This is a genomic window from Pseudoalteromonas sp. SG44-1, assembly GCF_014164315.1.
GTDB lineage: Bacteria > Pseudomonadota > Gammaproteobacteria > Enterobacterales > Alteromonadaceae > Pseudoalteromonas > Pseudoalteromonas rhizosphaerae.
Genome location: NZ_JACJEW010000019.1, coordinates 22,475 through 46,365, shown reverse-complemented (window position 1 = coordinate 46,365; position 23,891 = coordinate 22,475). Strand labels below are relative to the sequence as shown.

Here is a 23,891-nt window from a genome sequence, read left to right as displayed (position 1 = left end):
TGAATTGACTAAACTTGTTAATACCCATTCTTCGCTACCGGTGGCAATTTGTCAAATATTATTTGCCACCGGTGGCAAATATAGCTAAGATGTAAATATCAATCAGCCCATATAACGTTTATAGGTTCATATTATGCAAGCACTGAATAGAAAAAACTTTAATAAAAACAAATACCCAACAAAAATAATGCAATACGGTGAGGGGAATTTCTTGCGTGCATTTATCGATTGGCAAATTGATAAACTCAATGAAACAAGTGATCTAAACGCCGGCGTTGCGGTGATCCGCCCTATTGATTATGACGCAATTCCTTTACTTAATGTTCAAGATGGTTTGTATACCACTATTATTCGTGGCTTAAACGAGCAAGGTGAAACCGTCGCCGATCACCGTATTATTAGTTCAATCAATGAAGAAATTCCTGTCTATAAAGATTTTCCGCGTTATATGGCATTAGCTGAGAATCCGGATCTGAAAATTATTTTTTCAAATACCACTGAAGCTGGTATTGAATATATTGATACTGATAGACTCGATGACGCTCCCGCTAAAGCATTCCCAGCTAAATTAACGCAGTGGTTGTTCCATCGCTTTAATCACTTTAACGGCTCAGCTGACAGCGGTATGGTGATCATCCCTTGTGAGTTAATTGACTACAACGGCGAGAAACTCAAAGAAATCGTGTTTCAATACTGCCAACTTTGGCAACTACCTGAGGCGTTTTCAAGCTGGTTGAATGAAGCTAACCACTTTTGCTCAAGCTTAGTTGACCGTATTGTCACTGGCTTCCCCCGTGATGAGCATCAACAACTACAAGAATCGTTAGGTTATTTAGATAACTTTATGGTGACCGCTGAGTACTTTCACTTGTTTGTTATTCAAGGACCGCAGCATCTAGCTGAATTATTATGCTTGCAAGACAGTGATCTAAATATAAAAATTGTTGATGATATTTCACCTTACAAACAACAAAAAGTCGGTATTTTAAATGGTGCTCATACGGCTTTAGTGCCACTAGCTTACATGGCGAACATTGATTCTGTGGGCGATGCGCTGGCCGACCCTTTGTTTGAAAAATACTTAACCCAGTTAATCTTTGCTGAAATTATTCCCACTCTTGATTTACCTGAAGATGAATTAAAGCGCTTTGCCAATGATGTACTGAACCGCTTCAGAAATCCGTATATTTGCCATTTATTACTGGCTATTTCACTCAACAGTATGACTAAATTTAAGACCCGTATTTTGCCGCAGTTGCACACCTATGTGAAAACAAATAACGCCGTACCGAATATGATGGCATTGGCTATTGCAGGGCAAATTTTGATGTATAAAGGCCTACGTAATGAGCAGCAAATTGAATTGAGCGATGCCCCACAATGGTTAGAACTATTTAATACCCTGTGGCATGACTTTGATAACAACACCCTATCCTTAAACACGCTTGTTGAACAAGTACTAGGGGCACAATGGCATTGGGAAAGTGATTTAAATGGACTTCCCGAATTAACTGCCACCGTTACAGCTCACCTACGTAATATGCTCACTGAAGGTGTAGCAACTACGCTTACTAACCAGTTAGGCCAATAATATGAAACCATTAATTAAACTACACCCAACTGATGATGTTGCCATTGCAATGCGTAATATCACCGCTGGTGAAATATTGCCCGTTGATGGCGAAGAGATCTTAGTCAATGAGAACATTGATAAAGGCCATAAAGTGGCGCTGCGCGATATTAATAAACAAGAGAATGTTATTAAATACGGTGCCCCCATTGGCTTTGCCCTAGAGAATATTCAAAAAGGCGGTTGGGTGCATACCCATTGCGTTAAAACCACCCTCAATGATGAACTGGATTATCAGTATATTCCTGAGTTTATTGAGCAAAGTGAAGCGACCCCTTCGCCTGAAGTAAATATTTATCGTAGACAAAACGGTGAAATTGGCATTCGTAATGAAATCTGGCTGATCCCTACGGTAGGCTGTGTTAATGGCATGATCAACCAAATGATCAAAGAGTTTAAACTGCGTCATCCACAATTAGAAATTGATGGCATTTATGCGTTTCCTCACCAGTTTGGCTGCTCTCAGCTGGGCGATGATTTAGACACAACACGGATACTGCTACAAAACATGGCACTGCATCCAAATGCTGGTGGCGCTTTAGTCGTTGGCTTAGGCTGTGAAAATAATCAATTACCGGCATTTCGTGATGGCTTAGGGGATTACGATGAAGGCCGAATTAAGTTTTTGATCACCCAACAAGCGGATGACGAAATTGAAGAAGGCGTTGCGCTACTTGAACAAATTTATGCCCAAGTAAAACAAGATAAACGTCAACCAGGTACTTTATCTGAAGTAAAGTTTGGCCTTGAATGTGGTGGCAGCGATGGTTTGTCTGGTATCACGGCGAATCCGATGCTGGGTTATTTTTCAGATTATTTAATTGCTCAAGGTGGCACAACGGTATTAACCGAAGTACCTGAAATGTTTGGCGCTGAAACTTTATTAATGTCGCGCTGTAAAGACGAGGAAACCTTTAACAAGCTCGTTAACATGGTTAATAACTTTAAAGGTTATTACAAAGCTCATAATCAACCTATTTATGAAAATCCGTCGCCAGGTAATAAAAAAGGCGGGATCACTACCTTAGAAGATAAATCATTAGGGTGTACGCAAAAAGCCGGCACCAGTAAAGTACAAGCGGTTTTACACTATGGTGAACGCCTGCAAATACCTGGATTAAATCTATTAGATGCACCAGGTAACGACCCTATTGCCACCAGCGCACTTGGTGCTGCAGGTTGTCATATGGTGTTATTTACCACTGGCCGCGGTACGCCTTATGGTGGATTTGTGCCAACGTTAAAAATTGCTACTAATTCAGAACTTGCCAATAAGAAAAAACGCTGGATAGATTTTGACGCTGGCGTTTTAATTAACGATGTCTCAATGGAGCAAGTCCACGGGGAGTTTGTTGAACTGCTAGTCAACATCGTAAACGGCCAACCAACTTGCAATGAAATAAACGACATTCGTGAAGTTGCTATTTGGAAAAAAGGAGTGACGTTATAAATGACACCTAAGTCCATCGCAATTATTGGCGAATGTATGGTTGAGCTTAGCGGCCAACCATTTACTGCTATGCAACAAAATTATGGCGGCGACAGCATGAATACCGCCATTTACTTAAAAAAACTCACAGGCAATGAAGTAAACGTCAATTACGTCAGTGCCATGGGCACTGATCCACTAAGTCGTGCACTGATTGAAAAATGGCAAGCTCACCATATTAATACTGACAATGTGCTGCTCAGTCATAACAAACAACCGGGTTTGTATATGATTCAAAACGATGTGTCAGGGGAGCGTACTTTTCAGTATTGGCGTAGCGACTCAGCCGCTAAATATTTATTGCAACATACTGATTTTAAAAAAGTACTAACCAGCCTTGCCGAAGTTGATGCTATTTATTTATCGGGGATCTCGCTGGCAATTTTAGCAGAGCAAGATTGCCATACTTTACTCAGCCATTTAGCGTTACTAAAACAGCAAGGGATAAAAATTATTTATGATAGCAACTATCGCCCTGCATTATGGTCAAGCAAGATGCACTGCCACCTTGCCAATAATAAAGCATACGCACTAGCCGATTTAGCATTAGTGACTTTTGACGATGAAGCACAATTATGGGGAGATAGTAATGTTGCGCAATGTACCGAGCGTTTGCACCAACAAGGCGCTCACGAGGTCGTTGTAAAACTCGGCGCAGATGGCTGCCAATACAGTAAAAAACACCTTGATAATTCAATTTCAGTCGAGCTGTTTAATACTGTCGCTGTAGAAAAAGTGATCGACACTACCGCCGCAGGTGACTCATTTAACGCCGGCTTTTTAGCCCAGTGGTTAACAGAGCAACCTATAAAACAATGTGCACAAGCGGGTAATTTACTGGCCGCCCAAGTGATCCAAAAGCGTGGAGCAATTGTCGAGATAGACATTGCGACAATCAAACACACAATAAAGGCTTAGCTATTTTTTCTTGCTCTACATCAAAAACTACTAATACAGTGAGCGCTTTATTTAGCCCGCTAGAATGGTTAAATATTTAAATCGATTGGCTAACACTCTTTAACGTCTCGACACCGAACCTGAGTGCATACCTAAGTTTACTTATTCTAAAGTAAGTGCTGTGAGACGCTTATTTTGTTTAAGTAAACTTCCTCTCATGGGTATGCACTCTAATTCCCTTACTTGCTGCTAATAATGTGATTAAACCGTTAGCTTGCCATCTGCATCAACACCTTGCTTCCAATACGCTGAGCAGACAATCTTCTCACGCGGTATTGCATATTTATCAATCGCTAAATCTTTAATGGTGCGCACAATAGCAGCTTCTAGCGCCATGAAAATCAATGGTTTTTGCGTATATTGAGTCAATAGCACTGAAGCCTGATCAACCACATCTATTTGCGGCTGCATTGTAATTAACCAATTTATAGTGTGCTTGCTGTGTGCTTTGATTGTATCGAGCTCGATAACATCCTGCGAGTCAGTAACATGAATGATCACATCAACATCAGCTGTTGCAGGTAGTTGCTGTAAATACCCGTTAATAGCATTAACTGAGGTTAAATCAGCAATCATCAAATACTGCGACTGACTAAAATCATCAAGCTTTTTAGGGCCAGGGCCTGCAATTGCGAGTTTATCACCAGGCTTTGCTTGTTTAGCCCAATCAGTTGCGATACCACGATGCTGATTGACGACAAAATCAAGCGTAATTGTATGGTTAATAGTATCTATAGCTCTGATTGTATATGAGCGCTTAGGTGCAGGGTTAGCTGCTTTGAGGTCAGTTTCAACCTCATCTTGTCCAGCATGTGGTAATAGTACTTTTACGTACGCACCTTGTTGATCCGCAGGAAAATCATGAAACTCATCTGAGCCAACAACCAGACGCTTTAAATGCGGAGCTATCGCTGTTGTGCTTATTACGGTTGCACGACGTACTTTTCTACTCATTTTGATCTCCTCAGAAGATTTATTTACGTGTTTAATTGCACAACGCCCCATTGGTTGATAAAATCAACTATAGCAATTTAATTGACATTGTCAACCATTATGGATTTATTATGAACTCTTCATTGGCCAATACATTATTTGCTTTAATGCAAAATTATCGCGTTACCATACGCGAAGCCATTAATGCAGGTGAGCTTGGGTTAAACGCAATGCATGTGCGTTGTCTACATATTATTGCAGCGACAACTCACTGCACTGCTAACGATATTGTGAATCAAACCCAGCGCGATAAAGCGCAAATTGCACGCTTAGTTAAAGAATTAATTACATTAAATCTGATTGACAAAGATGCCAGTGAGCACGATAAGCGTTGCTTTATCTTATCGTTTACCTCTGAAGGTCATGCTCTTTATGACAAACTATTAAACGCCGAACAGCATGTTAATGAGCAAATGTGCAAAAACTTAAACTCTCAACAAATCAATGACTTTTTAGATACTGCTCAAAAAATGATTAAAAATATGCAGTGATCGCAACTTCATTACTTGGCATAAGTTAACTAAAACACATATACTGTACACTTATACAGTGCATGTGTTTGGTTAATTATTTATGTTTGTTATTCCTATTTATATCGAAGCGGGCGTATGCGGGTTTGAATCACCTGCTGCTCAGTATAAAGAACTTGGTTTATCACTGGATCAGCTATTGATCAAACACCCCGATGCGACGTTTATTGGTGTGGCATCCGGCTGCTCAATGCAAGAGGTCGGTATTTTTGACGGCGATTTATTATTGGTTGATCGCGCCGAAGAAGCTAAAAATGGTGATGTCATTGTAGCTAACTTAAATGGTTTATTTGTTTGTAAATTATTAGATAAAACTAATGCACGGCTACTCTCTGCATCGGACTTATATCCCCCAGTGCAACTGACTGATAGTGATGAATTTCAATTAGAAGGTGTGGTTACTCGTTCGATTCGATTACATCGCTCTAGTGCTGAGCTGCGCCAATGTATTGCTTAGTGGATGCAGTGGCGTTTTACGCCAGCGCTGAAAAAGTATTTGATCCAGCGATCCGTTCAAAACCTGTTGTAGTATTAACCAATAACGATGGCTGCATTTGTGCGATATGTCCTATCGCACGGCGCTTAAATATCCCTAAGTTTCAGCCCTACTTTAAAGTTAAACATTTACTGGCCAAACATAAGGTGGTTATTCGCTCATCTAATTATGAGTTGTACGCGGATCTAAGCGATAAAATGATGAATGTGATCAGCCGTTTTTGCGACACCCAACACGTATATTCGATTGATGAAGCATTTTTGCAGTTTAACGGCTTTACCCCACTCATTAATGACTGGCATCAGTATGGCCAGTTAATTCGTCGCACAGTTTGGCGCGAAACAAAACTCCCTGTTGGAGTTGGCTTTGGCCCTACACCAACATTGGCAAAAGCCGCAAATCATGCTGCTAAAAAGCTCAACGGTTTTAATGGAATTGCAGTGATTGATAGCGAACAAGCACGACAACATATTTTAGCCGCGATGGATGTAGCTGATGTATGGGGCGTTGGCAGACGTTTAGCTAAAAAACTCAAACTACTTAACATTAACAGCGCGCTTGATTTAGCCAAACAAACACCACAACGTATGAAACGTTTATTTAGCGTCGTGCTTGAGCGTACAGTTAATGAGCTAAATGGCATTGTGTGTTTAAATTGGGATGATGTACGCCAAGATAAGCGTGAAATTTTTTCGACCCGTAGTTTTGGTGAACGTTTAACTGATCCGGTTGCATTAAAAACAGCGTTGATCAATCACAGTATTATTGTCGCTCGCAAACTACGTCAGCAACGCTCCTTAACTAAACGCCTGTTACTATTTGTGGCAAGCTCGCCCCATGAGTCACATTACTATAAAAAATCATTAGTGTATGAGTTACCCGTATCTAGCGCAGATAGCCGTGTATTTGCTAAAGCAATTAGCGAAATATTTACGCAGCTATATCAACACAACGTCCGTTTTTATAAATGTGGTGTGGGTGCACTCGAGCTTAGTTCACAACAGTTTCAACAACCCGACCTATTTGCTCCTAGCCAAGACAACATAAAACTAATGGAGTGTTTAGATTCAATTAATAAGCGATACGGCTGCGATACGCTAACTCTGGCAAGTCAACAACAAAGCCAAGCATGGCATATGAAGCGTGCATTTTTATCGCCTCAGTACACAACGCGTTGGCAGCATTTACCGAAAATAAGTTGTGATTTATAAAAAACTCACATTATCGTTAAATTTAAAGTTGTAGTTCAAACTGACAACGAACATTACTGCTCTCTACACTGTACGCAAGCGTTGTAGGCGAAATAAAACGCAGCGTTTGGCTCGTGTCTAAATTATCTGTCTCGTTTTCACAGCGAGTATGGCGTAGTGACATGGTAATGCTTTGCGTGGTGTATTTATACTTAGTAGTGACCAAACAAAAGTTAGCGACTTTATTCGTTTGTGTGCCATGGTGTAAGTTATTAAAAATAATTTCATCACCGAGCTTAAAGCCAAGATCAGGCTCATTTGCATCAAGCCATGCTAACTGTCCACCAGCACACATTTTAGCCTCACCTGATACCAATTGATAACTACCAACCTTAGTATTGAATAAATTAATAAACTGACTTTTATTACTTGGCAGCTCAGTTTTAGCACTGACAACTGTAGTTAAACAAACCGACACTAAACACAGTAATACTTTACGATAGCGCATTAAATACCTGACATTTATTGATTTATATACTCAGCATAGCATAGCTACGGTGATTAAAATAAAAACCAGCCAGTATACTGAGTCATGGTTGGTTTTTAATATTATGTTACTGCCAATATTTAGCAAATAGTTGCGGATATGCCAACTTTAAAAATTTAGGCTTATCTTTAAAGCGCTTACCTTTGGGTTGATCAAGGCCTGAAGGAGCAAAGGGTAATTCGTCTTCATTACGCTGTTCATATAATAAACCAGCGATCAAGTCATACTCATCTAAGTAAGGATAAGGCTGCTCGTTTAAATGATAAACAGGTGTGCAATCAGCCAAAGAATCAGCATTTTCAAGCGCAGTATTAAAAGCTGCTTCACCACGAGAAATTAACCAACAACGAAATTCTGAGAAACCGTATTCATCATTGCAACCGGCCATTACAAACGCAGCACCGAATAGCTCCCAAGTATAACTTTGGCGCATACAAATGCTAAATTGCTTATCAAATTCAATGAGCTGTGCATCGCTTAAATCTGTAAGTAAACCTTTTAAACGTTCACTGACTGATTCTGGCTCTGCGGTTCTATCTGCAACGGTAACTAATTGCCAGAATTCGCTTAAAGTAAGTGCACTCATGACAAAATCTCTTTCACTCGCCCTACTTGACCATCCTCTAAGCGCACTTTAATACCATGCGGATGATTGGGTGATTTAGTCAAAAGGCGCTCAACAACACCTTGCGTTAATGTGCCGCTACGCTGATCTTGTTTTAAAACGATATTAACTTCGGTGCCAGGGGTGATTTGTGAACGAGTAGGAACTGCCATAATGGATCTCTTTTACTATTTTTGTTGGATTATAGCTGTATGTCATCTTGATACCAAACTAAAGCACCGTAATCATCATTTTTTCAGGTTTAGTTGCACTGATAATAACCGCAAAATCATGCTGGTAAATTTATAGGTATCACTTAAGCCTAAGTTCATCTAAGCAGTTCAAGCGCCTGTTCAAATTTAACTGGTTTACTAAATAAATAACCTTGATAGCTATCAACTTCTAAACCTTTTAATAAAGCTAACTGATCGTTACGCTCCACACCTTCCGCTATCACTTTACAACCAATCATATGCGACATTTTAGTCACTGCTGAAACAATACTTTTATCTTTTGAGTGCTCACAAATATTATCAACATAAGATTTATCTATCTTTATATAATCAACAGAAAGTTCTTTTAAAACAGAAATCGAGGAAAACCCAGTGCCAAAGTCATCAATAGAAATACGTACGCCAATGCTTTTTAATTGTGTGATAACTTTAGATAAATAGACTAAATTTTTAATCATTATAGTTTCTGTAATTTCTAAATGTATGTTATTTGTGTTAACACAATACCGATTTAATAAATTCTTTAAAAATATAATAAAATCATGACTTTCAAGTTGCAGTACAGATACGTTGATTGATAGTGCAATCGTATTGTCGAGTTTGTTTAACTTACTCAAACTTGCAATCGCTTGCTCTAAAACAAACTCCCCTAAAAAGTTAATTTGGCCATAGCGTTCTGCTATGTCGATAAATTCTGAAGGGGGAATAAATTCATCATTTAAATGCCAACGTAACAGCACTTCGAAAGTAATTATTTTATTATCGATTATATCAACAATAGGCTGATAACAAAGATGAAAGCCTCCTTGTTCAACACTCTCTTTAATTGATCTACGTAACATCTCTTCTCTATTAAGAGCTTGCATCATACGTTCATCAAATATTGAAATTTCATTGCGATTTTTTTTACCTTCGTACATTGCAACATCAGCATATTTGATAGCTTGAGTAAGGTCAAAGTTTGTGCGAGTGTAAAACAAGCCCACTTTAAAGGAGGGTCTAATATTCAGGTTATCTTTAACGACAGGCTGGGTTAAATTATCAACAAGCTTTGTCGTGTTACTTATCAGCTCAGCTTTACTCGCGTGACACGAATAAAGAATAAATTCGTCCCCTCCCCACCTACAAGCAATCATTTCCCGTTTTTTTTCTATCGATAATAAACGTTTTCCAGTTTCAGCAAGAACAAAATCTCCAAACTCATGACCATATTTATCATTAAGTATTTTAAAGTCATCCATATCTAAAAATAGAACAGCTTTAATGTTATTGATATTTTGAGCTAAATCGAGATCGACATTAGAGAAAAAGCTCCCCCGGTTAAATAATTGAGTTAAATTATCACGTTGCTCTAAATTAATTATTTTCTCAGTACGAACTTGCACTTCTTTTTCTAGATTATGGATAAATAAATCGAGCTTAATTTCATTATTAATTGAGGTTTTTACATCTTTAGCTGCGCGTATTGCACTGACAAAACACAAAATAAACCACAATACAATTCCCAATATGCCTAAAACATTTTCATTATCGTCTGGTTGAAATAAAAGCAATATACTAAATGGGATAAGCAAAAAAGTAATATAGCTGAAGGCTGAGCGAATATCGGAGGACAGAACATTGACAGCTCCCCCTGCTAATGAGCTAAAAACAACCAGCGTGACAAATTTCTCTGACATCTGCATATCTTCAAAAAATAATATTGGGAACACAGCCCAAGTCAAACCAGTTAAAAATACACCAATAAAGTAACAATGGTACTTTATATTATTGTCATTACTTAAAAAAACATGATTTAAAATGCGCAGTGAAAATACGAAAATAAGAACACTAAACCAATACAACTTTCCTACAGAGTCACTTTGATTAATGCCACTAAAAATAACAAAAACAGCAACTATAAGATTTATAATAATAGCTGAATTGAAATAGGAACTAACGAAACTAAGTCGTTTAGCTATAAAATTTTTTGAATAAGTAGCCATTACACTAAATCACATACCCTGTCTAAACTGAGCATTCTACTTAAAATAACCAATCAATACAGTATTAATAAATCAATCGAGAGCGAAAAATACGCGCCGAGTTATTGCCTTTTTTGCAAATATTGACATGTCATTTCACATCATCGCTTAGCTCCTAAGTGAACTCTGTTAATGATCAAATAGTTACACAAATGAAAAGCCTGAATTTCAAGTGCGTCATCACTACTATCGGTTATTTCTTAACGCAAAGCAGTGTTTAAAAAACTTATTTTACCTTAAAAACGAAACTATGCTGAAAAATTAATTGCTTGTGGCTTGATGTTTATAAGCACAAGCTGCTGCTTAATTTGCGCTTCAATTAAAGGCAATTGTTGCTCATTGTTTGCCTCTAATAGTGCTAATTCATCAATAAAAAAACAACTTATATGCAAGCTATTACTTGGTTTTTTTAAATTGACTGTATGCGTTAAGTAACTAAAACCAGCGTGCTTGTCTTTTATATTTTCACAAGCGATGGTTAGAGTATTACGAAGTGCTTTATCTAACAATTTTTCTGTTTTAGTCATTTTTACTGGTGTGCTCTTGGCTTGAGTCGTTTTCTGGAACTATGTCTTGCTGCTTTTTAAATTTTTTGTAACCGTCTTCTTGGCGCTTTATACATTCATGATATTCTTTATCTGCCATGTAGCTGCATTCACCTAAACGGGCAGCTTGAATTTCGTGATAGCGTGCATCTGAACTACAGCCGGTTAAAAACAGTACCGCTGAGGCACTTACAACCCATTTTAGCCTATTGAAAAGCATTAAAAATTCCTTACATTTTAAGCTGGAAAAGTAATTCATCCATGACGATTTTGCTGTATATTGCAAACGTTTTATATCTATAACCGTTAAGGGCTAATTATGATGTTGTCGCAGTTACAAAAGCTGTTCCAGCGTATCGATAAAAGTAAAATATTTCAATCATTTGTTATCGCCGTTATTGTTGTATCAGCGCTCACCGTTGGTGCACACACCTATTCGTTACACCCCACTGTTGAATTTGCTTTACATTGGATGGACGTGGGCATCACGGTGTTTTTCTTAATAGAACTAATTATCCGCTATGTTGCAAGTAAAGGCTTAAAAGACTTTTTTAGCAAAGGCTGGAATATCTTTGACTTTATAATCGTCATTGGCAGTTTATATCCTGCTGCAGGTTCGACCATTTTTATAGCCCGTTTACTACGAATATTCCGCGTACTACGTTTAGTCTCTATGGTGCCAGAACTACGTTTGTTGGTTAATTCACTATTAAAAGCCATACCGCAAATGGGCTATATTGCGCTGTTAATGTTTGTTATTTTCTATATTTATGCCGCAACTGGCAGCATGTTATTTTCTGAGATAAATCCATTTCTGTGGGGAGATGTATCAATCTCAATGTTGACTCTGTTCAGAATAGCAACCTTTGAAGATTGGACCGACGTCATGTACGAAACTATGGCTGTCTATAAACTAAGTTGGATTTACTACCTTACTTTTATATTCTTAACTGCTTTCGTATTTTTAAACATGATGGTAGGCGCTATTCTAGAAGTTATGTCACAGGAGCATCGCAATGCCCGTGAAGAGCAAGCCGATGTAGATTCCTTGCCGGCAACCCAAGGACAAATCAATGAGCTGAAGGCACAAATAGCAGAACTAAAAACACTATTAAAGCCCAAAAACTAAGTATTGATAAACTAGCACCTAAGAATATAAAAGCTTAGGTGCTAGTGCAATTATAACTAAGTTCATCTGTAGTCAGCCGATAAACCAAGCATTTATTCCTAGTGTAAAATCTAAAACTAATAAATTATTGCTTTTAGCTATTTATCAATGGTCTAATAAAAATATGATAAATTTACACCAATTATAATGCATTACTTAAGTCGCTACTTTTTACTATCAGATCACGTTAATTCAAACGTTCTAGTACCTAACTGGCGTATCAGTGCACTACGCATTATTTTAACCGCTGGTGTAATTTTATGTTTCTCAGTATTTTGCCATACTTTAAACGCCGCAATTGAGTTCAACTTAATATATATTATTGTGCTTGCTGCAAGCTTTTCTGTGACAATGGCCACCTTACTAATTGCTAGCCGTAAATACTTTACTTTATGTGCACATGCCCTGCTACTAAGTATTGTTGCCGCAACAATCTCAATGAATGTATTTTTAACAGACATCAACCTTGCAAAGGTAGGCTCTATGTATATGTATGCATGCCCTATTATTGCATTGATGCTGTTAGGTGTGAGGACCGCGCTAGGTTATGCAATTTTAAATATCGTGCCTTTTTACTTTATAATAAACAACGTTGATATTTCATCTCTTACCTCCATAAATACGCAACTACCAAATTCAGACTGGTATATATCAGGGCTATTATTTTTATTCTTTAATATCTGTATTCCGCTCGCAGTTGCGCGAACCATTGTTGCTGCAAAACGCTTAAATCAAACCATGGCAGAATCAAATAGTCATCTAGCAGCAAAAAATGAGCTTTATAGAACATTTTTTACTGAATCAAGTATTGCAAAAATAATTATCGATAGTGAAAACACCGTTATAGATTTTAACAGTCAAGCGAAAATGTTATTTGATTTCAAAGCAACAGTTAAACTCGATAAATTATTACCTAATCTTGTGATTGCAGCTAACCCACAAAAGAACCAAGTATTTAAATATAAAAACACCTATAAAACTGTACATTACCAGCAAGTTACTGACTCTGATTATTGTGTGCTGCGCTTTGATGACTGCACTGAACAACATCAAATAAAACAAAACTTATTAGCAATGGAGCAAGAAAACAAACGTTTACGTTACAGCGATGGTCAAACACACCTTCCCAATAGAGAATGGTTTGAGCTTCAGTGTGAAAGATTTGTAGCAAAGTACCAAGGTGATTTCTATATTGTGATCACCCAGAGTGCAAATAATGAATATTTAAATCTCAAATACAGTAAAGCTGATGCAAAAGCACATTTAGTATCAGCTTATAAGCGCTTAAAAGACTCTAATGAAGACCTCGTTCTGTGCGCTCATGTAGGTAATAATAAATTAGCATTTATAATAACTACAAGCTCAGCTAACAAAATAGAGTATAAGCTTTTAAACGAAGTTAAACATGCGCTTGATGAACCTTATATAATGCGGGGCAGAAAATACCAACAGTCGTTTTTATTTGGTTTTTCTAACTTTCCAAGACAAGGAAAAAGCAGTGCTACTGTATTGAACAACGCAATAGAGGCATTAAAACTTGCTGATAATCATCGCCCTATTAATGGTTATGATGAGAAACGCTCACAAGCATTTTTAGAAAAACATGAAATATCAATGTTATTAGACGAAGCACTTCATAACGCCGAGTTAGAGTTACACTATCAACCTAAAGTAACACATGACGGCAAGTGCATTGGACTTGAAGCATTAGCACGCTGGAACAGTAAAACTCTTGGTGTTGTATCACCTGCGGTGTTTATTCCTATCGCAGAGGAATACCGGATGATCAGCCGACTCACAGATCTCATAATTCAAAAAGTCTGTACTCAAATTGCAACTTGGAGCAAAGATGAAATTCCACTAGTGCCTGTTGCAATAAATATATCATTGCTTGATTTTGGCCAAAGCGATTTCATGTCAAAATTAGTAAAATACTTAGCGGACTTTAATGTCAAACCAAGTCAAATTGAATTAGAACTGACCGAAACGTCATTAGAAGCAAACCAAGAATATTCCTTGGCGCTAATGCAAAACCTACAATCATGGGGATTCACAATTTCTGTTGATGACTTTGGTGTGGGCTATTCAAATATTGCGCGCTTAGCCGAATATCCTATAAATAAGCTAAAACTTGATCGCTCGCTAATAAGCCAAGTTACAAGCTCAACAAGGCAAAAGAGCTTAGTAAAAGCAATTCACGTCATGTGTGATGAGCTAGGTATAAAATGCGTATCTGAGGGAGTTGAAACACAACAGCAAGTTGAAATTATGGCAAATATGGGGTGTAAAGAATTTCAAGGCTTTTATTTTTCAAAACCATTATCGGCCTACCACTATACCGAGCATATAAAACAACAAGGTTTGAATTTTAATCCGCAAAAAATACCAACAAGTTAATACCGGAAAAAAATAGAATCGGCTATTAAGCTGACTGGAGTATTCGCATTGAAGACTAATGAGCGGTATTGTCAGCTTGTATTTTATTCTTAGCCACTGTTATTACTACACTTTAAATTTTCCAACTAGATCAGTAAGAACGTGTGATAAGGTTTTTAATTTATCGCCATTATTACTGGTATTGGCAGCAATTTCACTAACATCATCAGCCGCATTTTTGATTTCTATAACATTGCGATTTATATCTTCAGCGACATGCTGCTGCTCTTCTGCAGCGGTTGCTATCTGCGTATTTAAGTCACTAATATTAACAATAGACGCTGTAATTTCCGTAAATTGCAGCTGTGCAGCATGGGATAGTTCAACCGTTTTATTAGTGCTGTCTAAACTGCGTTTCATTTCAGTAGTGACTTGGCCAGACATGCTACGTAATTTGTCTAATTGCGTAGCAATCTCTTCAGTGGATTCAGACGTACGTTTCGACAATGCACGTACTTCATCTGCAACGACAGCAAAACCACGACCATGATCCCCCGCTCTAGCAGCTTCTATTGCAGCATTTAAAGCAAGCAAATTAGTTTGCTCAGCAATGCCTCTTATAACGCCTAAAATTGACATGATATTTTCACTTTCAGTGTCAAGTTGCGATATATCATCCGTTGCTTTACTTATCACTTCGCTCAAAACAACCACGCTTTGAACGGTCTCTGTGATCACTGTTTGACCTATCTCTGATGCCTGTTGCGTTTGCATAGCCAGATCTGCCGCATTAGCACAACTTGAAGCTACTTCGTTGGCTGTCGCAGCCATTTGATTAATTGCAGTTGCCGCCATTTCCAGTGCTTGTTGTTGTTGGGAGGTAGAACGAGTTAATTGCGATGCTTGTGTAGAAGTTTGCTCTGATGTACCGCTTACATCTAATGCACACTCGTTGATTTGTCTTACTAAATCAGCAATCAAGTTTAAAAATAGGTTAAAACTATTGGCAAGCTTTGCCGTCTCATCTTTAGTTTTTATCGTGAGCCGTCGAGTTAGGTCACCACCGCCTTGCGCAATTTCAGCCAGGCCATCACTGACTTCAACTATAGGTGAAGAAATTACTTTTGAGATATAACTTGCGATTAAAATGAATACAATAATTAGCACCGCACTAATAATTAAAATTGTAACGGTCATGGTGTTTGCGGCGCTCATCACCTCTGACTTTTCAACTAAGCCAATAAATTTCCAGCCTAACTTAGCTGAAGTATAAATATTGGCAATAAAATCTTTGTCATTAATAACAATTTCGAACTGACCTTGGGTATTAGCCGCTAACTGCTTGTATTTCCCACCCGCAATATCAGTTAAACGTTTAAAACGAAAATCTTCATTTTTAACATCAACAAGTATGTTTCCCGTATCTTCGATCAGCATTAAGTAACCAGTTTCACCCAGCTTAATATTAGCAATAATTTCTGTCAGTCCTTGCAAAGAAACATCCATTCCCTGTACACCGATAATTTGTCCATTATCTTTTATTGCTTTTACAGTAGAGACTATAACCATGTCGTCAGCTGCCCAATAATAAGCACTAGTGCGAACCGTTTTACCACTTGCAGATTTACCTGTTAAATACCAAGGTCGAGATCGTGGGTCATAATTAGCATTAACTTCTCCCGCTGGCCACTGAATATAACCACCTTGTTCATTACCCATATAAATATAAGCAAGCCCTGGGTGAGTTTGGCCGAAGTGATCAAACTGTTGAAATGCGGCACGTTCAACACTGCTGCCTTGGAGATGTTTTAGCATCACCGAATTATTTGTATCTACATGAGTTTTGACATCTTGCTTGGCAGCTAAGACCATTTGATGGGAAGCTAGATAATCAACATTTTTTTCTATTTCGGCAAAAAATATAGCGATACCATTATCTATTTGCCGTGCTTCTCTTTCGCTCATTTGCGCAAAATTATCAATAGCTTGCTCTCTTGTTTGCGTGATAACAAGTGCTGCAATAATAAAAAGAGGTAAGGCGATGGCGGAGGCAAAAGATAGTTTTAATTTTTTTGATATATTCATATATAGGAGGCCAAATAGATACTCCCATAAAGATAGTAAGCTATTGAGTATTCAGCAAGAAACAATCTCACTAAATTAACTAAGCAGTGACAAAACTAAAGCGGTGCAAAAAGACAACAGTAAAAGGGCTGGCACATTGCCAACCCTCCATATTAACTGTAATAAATGGCAGCTAGTAAACTAATGTTTATTATCAACAATAATGCGTAGCATACGACGCAGTGGCTCTGCAGCACCCCATAATAACTGATCGCCAACGGTAAAAGCACTAATATATTTAGGCCCCATCGCTAATTTACGAATACGCCCTACTGGAATACTTAATGTGCCTGTCACTTTAACCGGTGTTAAATCTGTAGCTGTAATATCACGCTCATTCGGGATCACTTTAACCCACTCATTGTGTGACGCTAAAATCTGTTCTATTTTCTCGACGCTAATATCTTCACGTAGTTTAATCGTCATTGCTTGTGAGTGACAACGCATTGCACCAATACGAACACATAAACCATCAATAGGCACAGGCTGTTTTGATGAACCTAAAATTTTGTTCGCTTCAACTTGCGCTTTCCATTCTTCTTTAGATTGACCCGATGGCATTGGCACATCAATCCATGGGATAAGACTGCCTGCTAACGGCACACCAAATTGCTCTTGCGGTAAATCGCTTGAGGCTATTTGCTGTGTGACTAGTTTATCAATTTCTAAAATAGCGGCTTGTGGATCAGCTAGCTTGTCAGCCACACTTGCATGAATAGAGCCCATTTGCGCAATGAGCTCTTTCATATTGCGAGCACCGGCACCCGATGCAGCTTGATAAGTCATTGGGCTTACCCACTCAATCAAGTCTTGCTCAAATAAACCACCCAATGCTAATAACATGAGTGACACTGTGCAGTTACCACCCACATAGGTTTTTACGCCTTGCTCAAGACCTTGTTCAATCACATCTTTATTGACCGGATCAAGTACAATAATACTGTCATCGCTCATACGCAGTGCTGATGCCGCATCAATCCAATAGCCGTCCCAGCCTGCTTCACGTAATTGTGGATACACAGCTTTAGTGTAGTCACCACCTTGACAGGTGATAATAATATCCATTTTTGCCAGCGATTCAAAATCCATTGCATTAAGTAATGGTTTTGCAGGACCCGCTAAATCAGGGCCAAGCTGACCGGTTTGTGAGGTGGTAAAAAAAGTGGTGTCGATATGAGCAAAATCATTTTCTTGTTGCATACGCTCTAATAACACTGAGCCAACCATGCCCCGCCATCCGACCAATCCTACTTTTTTCATTGTTTGTTCCACTGTTTGAGTCATAAGAAATACCTAATACGTTAAAAATTAAAATTCATTGCGTGAGATTTAATTTTTAGAACGAACAATCTAGCACTGTGATCGAGGCAACACCAGTGTTACTCATAGAACATAAAATTTTTTCATCTTGAGTCAATAATCATATTTCTAATAGTTATGATTATTGTGCGTCATTGTAAAAGACCGGTGTTTTTGACATCCAACTGATTCATCTGTTGCTATTTTTTTGCAATATGAAACTGACTATCTGTACATAAGTAAGTTAATAAGAATGCAATAAACAAGATTTATAATCATTTCGCATTTTATAGTCAGATGTATTGTGTATTATTTTATTTATTAAAAGGAATCAAAAAAAATGAAAACATTATACTTTTCTATCTTTAGGTGTATCTGCAAATATTAACGAAATCAATGTAGAATCGAATACTTCTTTTGCCAGTGTTGAACACACATCGGGCTCAACAAAAAGCTTATCTACATCAACCCAACCCTACCGTAATAGTTGATAGTTGATAGTAGTTATAGCAACTTCTTTGTCAGTTTTATATCGGGAAATCAATTCTGTAAAGAGCGAGGTCATAAGCGAGAAATCACTGGCAGCACAGTGAAGTGTGGTGAGGATGAATATGAGTATGCGGAATATGACTGGTATGGTAGCGCATGGGTTTCAAAAAATACTGGTAGTAAAAATCAGTGTTATCCATTGTACGCTAGTATAAAGTGCGGTAACTAACGTAAACAAACAGCTCAGTAACAACTGAGCTCTTATTCCATAGCGCAAAAGTTCCTCCAATTAATATCAACATAGTTCAACTCATCATTAATCACATATCATCATTAAAATAATAGCCTTATATCAATTTGCATTAAATGATCACTTCTTTAATAACACAGATATTACACAACCATTAGTTTTACAAATAGCAGATATTAAAAAGCCCTGCATTTGGCAGGGCTGAGATAATAGAGACTTATGTAATTTGCCTTTATTAGATGACTTTAAAACTCGTAGCTAAAGCTCACGCTTAATTCTCTAGGCGTTTCTTGAGAACGAATTAGCACATCATTTTGTTCTACTTCAAAGTTTTGTCCCAACATATTTTTCACTTTAAGTGTTATTGTGGTATTAAACGTTGGGTAATAACTATAAACCATGTCTAACGAGTTTAAAGGTTGTTCGTAAGCGTCATCAAAGTTATTAACACCCGCAGCTAAAATACGATCACCAAATACATTGTAGATAACAGATGCTTGATGCATGCCATCATGTGAATCGTAATTCAGTTGCAAGTTGGCAACATACTTTGAATGGCCCGTCATACGTCGCTTTAGGTTCGTGAGATCGCCACGCTGTTCTTCTGCAATTTCAACTTCTGAATCACTGAGCGTTATATTTCCAGAAGTAAAAAAAGCGCCCCCTAATAAATCACTGTGCAACTCAGTTAACCATTCAGCTTCAATACCGTAAACATAGGCTGTTTCTGCATTGTCAAACTGCAGAGTAAAACGGCCGTCGCTTTCTGTTAATAGTGCTTCGATTGGTTTATCGATATCTTTATAGAATGCGCCAACTGAGTAATTATCGCCATTGTCCATATAAAACTCGATACGTGCATCAAAGTTATCTAGGTAACTAGATTCTAAGAATGGATTACCAAGCGTTCGATAACCTGTCAGCGGATCTTGGAATTGAACAGGGCTTAGCTCTCGCAAATCAGGGCGTACAACCGTGTTGCCATAACCAAAACGAACTTGATACGATTGCTGACTATATGTCATAGATAACGAAGTAAAATACTCATCTTCCATCACACTTGCTTGTTCTATCGCATCTGCACTTAATTTATCAGCCAATAAAGCAGGATCGAATGCTGAGCGAGAAAAAGCAAGCGCAACTTGGCGGAAGTCCTCGTAACGCACACCACCGCTTAAACGCCAATCTTGAGCAAACGTTACGTCAAAAGAGCCGTAATAAGCATCAATCATTTGCGCTGCTAAGTAATCATCAGCTGTTGGTTCTTGGAACAATAACTCGACATCCGTTGAATCAACAACAGCATCGTTAGCAAAAAAACTACCAATTGACAGTGCTTCTTCTTCACTTTGTGCTAGATCTAAAGACTGAGTTTGGTTAAAACGATAGTTAAAAAAGTCAGTGCGGTAATCACGTGTTTTTTCAACAAAATAACCACCACCCGCAATTTCTACTTCGGCGTTATCAAAGTAAAAAACTTTGTTTACATTAACGCCCCAGTTTTCTACATCGTCTTCAAGCTCTACAAATCGATACAAATAAGGATTACCACCTAAGCTACCATTGTAAAAAGTACGTTGATATTTGCCATCTAAGTACTCATCACGAACCGTTACTTTAAGCTCACCAGGTATACTTGTAGTCGCTGTTGAGTCAGTATACTGCCAATCTACACCAACACCTTCAAGAAAACCCCAATCTAAATTGTGCATTCCACGAAGCTGAAGTATTTCAAGTTCTCGTTCCTCAAAAGAGGTTAAGTGACTACGCTGCAACTGCCCAGCATCAATACTTAATGACTTTGAAGGTTCTTGGTAAAGCGCAACAGAGGCTTCATCTTCAGAATCTCGTAACATCATATAAGTTGCTGTTAAATCGTGACCTCCAATTTTATAACCTAAATTTAGAGAGCTATTTAACTTTATATTATGCTTGGTTGACACTTCTTTCTCTGTTGCAGAGTAACAAGTAAAGTCATCTTGTGAACATGAGGACTCAGATGCGTCAACAGAAGAAAGTACAGCGCTAAACTTCTCAGCATTAGACCATTCATTTTCATAGGCAACTGACGCTAAGAAACCAAACGAGCCGTCTAAGCCAAATAAGTTATCAAAACGGTCGCCATACACAGCTTTAATACCGGCATCAGGATTTAAACTTTCTTTTTCCAAGCCAAAATCTCTTGGCAATGCTTTTGCTAAACTTTTATTTAAGTCTATCGCGGCAGCTTGGCCAATATCAGCCCCCTGACGTCTTGACTCTACATCTCTGATATTTCTATACGAAATATCAGACAGGCCATTGATATAGGTATTTAACGCAGTCTTAACTGAACCAGGTAATGCGCGTGTACCATCATCTTTACCTAACCAATCATCACTGCCACCATTATATGTATAGCCTTCGTCGTTTGTATCTTTATAACTGGCACCAATTTCGACTTTAAATAAAGTATCATTTGGAATGCTCTTGGTTCTGATATTAACGTCACCACCACCAAAAGCCGCAGGCATATTTGGTGAATAGGCTTTTTGTACAACCAAGGATTCAATAATACTTGATGGGAAGATATCAAGTGGAATTACATTTCGTGTTAGATCCGGGCTTGGAACTACCGCGCCATTTAAACGTACGCTAGAGTAACGCTCACCTAAGCCACGGACATAGATAAACTTATCGTTAACTAATGATAAGCCTGTAACACGGCGAAGTGCCGAAGCTGCATCACTATCACCCGTTCTAGATATTTGCTCTGAACCCATTATATCAGCGACAAATGCCTGATTTTTACGCTCATCAATTACGGCACTAGCACTGCCTTTAAGGCGCGTACCTGTTGCAACAACTTCTTCTATCGCTTCTTCATTTATTATTTCTTGTGCCTGATCAGCGAAAGAATGAAATGAAGAAAAAAGGGAGAGCAGAGATAAAGTTATTAGATTGGTTTTAAACTGCTTTTGATGTTTCATATTTATATCCTCTAAACCTAAAATTCCCTTAAAAAAGGCGCCGTAGCGCCTTATAATTAGAGCCGGTCTAGATTAATTACTAGCGCGTTGTAAAGATGCGGCAACAAAATCAGCCCACTCACTTGATTCACCGTCTTTAAGTGCACCAATATAGCCTGCGTTAGTAAAGAAAGAGTTAACTTCACTCATGTCTTTAGCTGTTGTAGCTACTGCAGTGCCTTGTGAATCAGTAATAGTTGCAGCTGTTGAAACACCATCAGCACCAAGTACATTTGCAAAATCAGCAAAACCAATTAACTGGTTATTCTCGCCACCAGTAAACCAAGAAGCAATATCAAAACTTGCTAATGCGCCAGTTAAAGGTGTATTTACGTCTTCAAAATTCTTACCACAAGCAAATATTGAGCTCATAAATGCGATATCGCCATTATTTGCATTCGCATGCACACCAGCATCCCCTGATTGGTCTTTTTCATTATATAAATCAAGACAACCAGCACCATCTACAGATGAAGAGTTTACAAATAGCATATTAGCTAATTGCGCTTTACCCCATTCTTTCATTTCCATACCAGCACCAGTACGACGCCCTTCAGCACCTTGGTCGCCAGTAGTTACAACCGTTGCATTAGCAATTGTTGGATTAGAAACAGTTGTTACTAAATCTTGTGCATCTGCTGATAATGGATCTACCTTAGCGCCATCTGTTTCAAAGCCATGGTTTCCATATTCATTTGAACGTACAAGAATAAATTGTCCATAGCCTTTCCAGCCTTCATCCCAATCAATACCATCATCACCTGTATCAGTAATAACAATATGTTTAAGGTTAACGCTACCACCAAAAAGCTCTATACCATCATCAAAACCATTATGAACATGCACGTAATCAATCGTTGTGCCTGAGCCTACAGCATTAAGGGTTAAACCATTAAGCTCATCGCCTTCAACACCAAAACCCGCATATTTTATAACTATATGCTTAAGGATACCGCTGCTATCTTGCGGATCATTACCACCATAATACGATACAATACCTTCAGCAGCGTGGTTACACATATCTTGCGCCGCAGCCGCAGCCGTACAACGAATAGAATGGCCTCGACCATTTACCTGAACGCCACCCCAATCACCAATTTGTGCGGTTGTTGCATCATCGCCATCAACTTCTTTGATGCTTGTGAAAATAATTGGCTTATCTACTTCACCAATTGCTTCAATATTTGCACCACGTGCAATACGAATAAAACTCTCAGGCTTAGTAAAAGCTATCGTCGCGCCAGCTTCAATAGACAATGTAGGACCATTGCCATCAATTGTAGCGCCTGTTGATGTGTCTACATCATCACCAATAAATAATGCACCTTCAAATACATGTGCGCCGCCACTGCTTAATGCAGGGATAACAAAAGAGCTGGTAATTTCTTTCGCATTACTTGCAAATGCTTGACTGTAAACACAGTTAACACCCTTTGCTTCACCTGTAAATGTAGCTCCATCTAATGTATATGTAGCGCAACTTAATGTATCACCACCATTATCACCACCTGGGTTAGTCACTGAGTTGTCTACACTATTATCTACACTGTTATCAACTGTTGTAGGTGTAACATTAATATCACCACCGCCACAGCCAGCGAGTGTAATTGCAGTAGCCACAAGGCTGACTTTAAATAAACCAGATAATTTCATTGTTCACTCCGTTAAAGTATTTAATTATTTTGTTAGCGCATTAAGTAAAACTCAAGTCACTTTAAAACACGAAAAACATGCTTTAAGGTCACTTGAGCTTTAGAACGAGGACTACAATACGGGAGGTGTATGACAATACAGTTACACTTTAATAAACATAAAGTGACAATATAATTTATTTAAATAACAATTTGTTAGGAATATTTAGAACGAAAAAAACCGCCCTGAGGCGGTTTTGGTGTTGCGATTATAAAACGAGTTTTTTAATAAAATCGTTGAAGTTAAA

The 23,891-nt window shown here is 38.2% G+C and carries 19 protein-coding genes; 8 read left to right on the top strand and 11 right to left on the bottom strand.

Translation table 11 applies throughout. The annotated features are described in order from the left end of the window. The first annotated feature begins 133 nt into the window (after positions 1-133). The 3 genes from H5187_RS10835 to H5187_RS10825 are packed head-to-tail and all read left to right on the top strand — an operon-like array spanning position 134 to position 4,037. Positions 134-1,591 carry a tagaturonate reductase gene (locus tag H5187_RS10835; RefSeq protein ID WP_182717260.1) on the top strand — a complete coding sequence of 486 codons (1,458 nt, stop codon included), beginning with the start codon at positions 134-136 and terminating at the stop codon, positions 1,589-1,591. A gap of 1 nt (position 1,592) precedes the next feature. Further along, positions 1,593-3,080 (top strand): UxaA family hydrolase, encoded by a 1,488-nt coding sequence (locus tag H5187_RS10830; protein WP_145239125.1) that lies wholly within the window; start codon positions 1,593-1,595, stop codon positions 3,078-3,080. Beyond that, a complete protein-coding gene (locus tag H5187_RS10825) occupies positions 3,081-4,037 on the top strand; it encodes a sugar kinase (RefSeq protein ID WP_182739296.1) in 957 nt (318 codons plus the stop codon). A gap of 240 nt (positions 4,038-4,277) precedes the next feature. On the opposite strand, the gene H5187_RS10820 is transcribed toward H5187_RS10825, so the two are convergent. Then, entirely contained in the window at positions 4,278-5,030 is a 753-nt protein-coding gene (locus H5187_RS10820) for a siderophore-interacting protein (protein WP_182739295.1), read from the bottom strand. A gap of 110 nt (positions 5,031-5,140) precedes the next feature. Between H5187_RS10820 and H5187_RS10815 the strand changes: the two genes are divergently transcribed. The 3 genes from H5187_RS10815 to H5187_RS10805 all read left to right on the top strand — a co-directional run bounded on the left by H5187_RS10815 (position 5,141) and on the right by H5187_RS10805 (position 7,306). Then, positions 5,141-5,560, top strand: coding sequence for a MarR family winged helix-turn-helix transcriptional regulator (locus H5187_RS10815; protein WP_182717256.1), 420 nt, complete (start codon positions 5,141-5,143; stop codon positions 5,558-5,560). Positions 5,561-5,642: 82 nt separating this feature from the next. Beyond that, the gene (locus tag H5187_RS10810; RefSeq protein WP_145239137.1) at positions 5,643-6,056 is read left to right on the top strand and encodes a LexA family transcriptional regulator; all 414 of its coding nucleotides are present in this window, start codon (positions 5,643-5,645) and stop codon (positions 6,054-6,056) included. Beyond that, on the top strand, positions 6,044-7,306 hold the full coding sequence (locus H5187_RS10805) for a Y-family DNA polymerase (RefSeq protein WP_182717255.1): 1,263 nt from the start codon (positions 6,044-6,046) through the stop codon (positions 7,304-7,306). Before H5187_RS10810 ends, H5187_RS10805 begins: the two co-directional genes overlap by 13 nt. Positions 7,307-7,328: 22 nt before the next feature. Here the strand turns inward: H5187_RS10805 and H5187_RS10800 are convergent, their stop codons facing one another. From H5187_RS10800 to H5187_RS10775, 6 genes are all read right to left on the bottom strand, one after another. Beyond that, positions 7,329-7,793 carry a hypothetical protein gene (locus H5187_RS10800; protein ID WP_145239144.1) on the bottom strand — a complete coding sequence of 155 codons (465 nt, stop codon included), beginning with the start codon at positions 7,791-7,793 and terminating at the stop codon, positions 7,329-7,331. Positions 7,794-7,899: 106 nt separating this feature from the next. Beyond that, the gene (locus H5187_RS10795) at positions 7,900-8,418 is read right to left on the bottom strand and encodes a DUF4240 domain-containing protein (RefSeq protein WP_182717254.1); all 519 of its coding nucleotides are present in this window, start codon (positions 8,416-8,418) and stop codon (positions 7,900-7,902) included. Continuing rightward, positions 8,415-8,609 (bottom strand): YwbE family protein, encoded by a 195-nt coding sequence (locus tag H5187_RS10790; RefSeq protein ID WP_145239148.1) that lies wholly within the window; start codon positions 8,607-8,609, stop codon positions 8,415-8,417. The genes H5187_RS10795 and H5187_RS10790 overlap by 4 nt, the downstream gene beginning before the upstream one ends. Before the next feature lie 155 nt (positions 8,610-8,764). Continuing rightward, on the bottom strand, positions 8,765-10,654 hold the full coding sequence (locus H5187_RS10785) for a bifunctional diguanylate cyclase/phosphodiesterase (RefSeq protein WP_182797856.1): 1,890 nt from the start codon (positions 10,652-10,654) through the stop codon (positions 8,765-8,767). A 287-nt stretch (positions 10,655-10,941) separates the two neighbouring features. Next, positions 10,942-11,220 carry a hypothetical protein gene (locus tag H5187_RS10780; protein ID WP_182739293.1) on the bottom strand — a complete coding sequence of 93 codons (279 nt, stop codon included), beginning with the start codon at positions 11,218-11,220 and terminating at the stop codon, positions 10,942-10,944. Then, a complete protein-coding gene (locus H5187_RS10775; RefSeq protein WP_182717251.1) occupies positions 11,213-11,458 on the bottom strand; it encodes a hypothetical protein in 246 nt (81 codons plus the stop codon). Before H5187_RS10775 ends, H5187_RS10780 begins: the two co-directional genes overlap by 8 nt. A gap of 102 nt (positions 11,459-11,560) precedes the next feature. On the opposite strand from H5187_RS10775, the gene H5187_RS10770 reads away from it, so the two are divergent. After that, positions 11,561-12,367 (top strand): ion transporter, encoded by an 807-nt coding sequence (locus H5187_RS10770; protein WP_182717347.1) that lies wholly within the window; start codon positions 11,561-11,563, stop codon positions 12,365-12,367. Positions 12,368-12,553: 186 nt separating this feature from the next. Continuing rightward, complete coding sequence (locus H5187_RS10765; RefSeq protein ID WP_182717250.1) at positions 12,554-14,803, top strand: bifunctional diguanylate cyclase/phosphodiesterase; 2,250 nt, start codon at positions 12,554-12,556, stop codon at positions 14,801-14,803. 105 nt (positions 14,804-14,908) lie between these two features. Here H5187_RS10765 and H5187_RS10760 read toward each other — a convergent pair whose 3' ends face one another. From H5187_RS10760 to H5187_RS10745, 4 genes are all read right to left on the bottom strand, one after another. Next, on the bottom strand, positions 14,909-16,867 hold the full coding sequence (locus tag H5187_RS10760) for a methyl-accepting chemotaxis protein (RefSeq protein ID WP_149980254.1): 1,959 nt from the start codon (positions 16,865-16,867) through the stop codon (positions 14,909-14,911). Positions 16,868-17,047: 180 nt separating this feature from the next. Beyond that, on the bottom strand, positions 17,048-18,190 hold the full coding sequence (gene asd / locus H5187_RS10755; RefSeq protein ID WP_182731235.1) for an aspartate-semialdehyde dehydrogenase: 1,143 nt from the start codon (positions 18,188-18,190) through the stop codon (positions 17,048-17,050). Between the two features lie 999 nt (positions 18,191-19,189). Next, a complete protein-coding gene (locus H5187_RS10750; protein ID WP_182797855.1) occupies positions 19,190-21,913 on the bottom strand; it encodes a TonB-dependent receptor plug domain-containing protein in 2,724 nt (907 codons plus the stop codon). A 72-nt stretch (positions 21,914-21,985) separates the two neighbouring features. Then, the gene (locus tag H5187_RS10745) at positions 21,986-23,605 is read right to left on the bottom strand and encodes a hypothetical protein (protein ID WP_182717245.1); all 1,620 of its coding nucleotides are present in this window, start codon (positions 23,603-23,605) and stop codon (positions 21,986-21,988) included. Between the last annotated feature and the right edge of the window lie 286 nt (positions 23,606-23,891).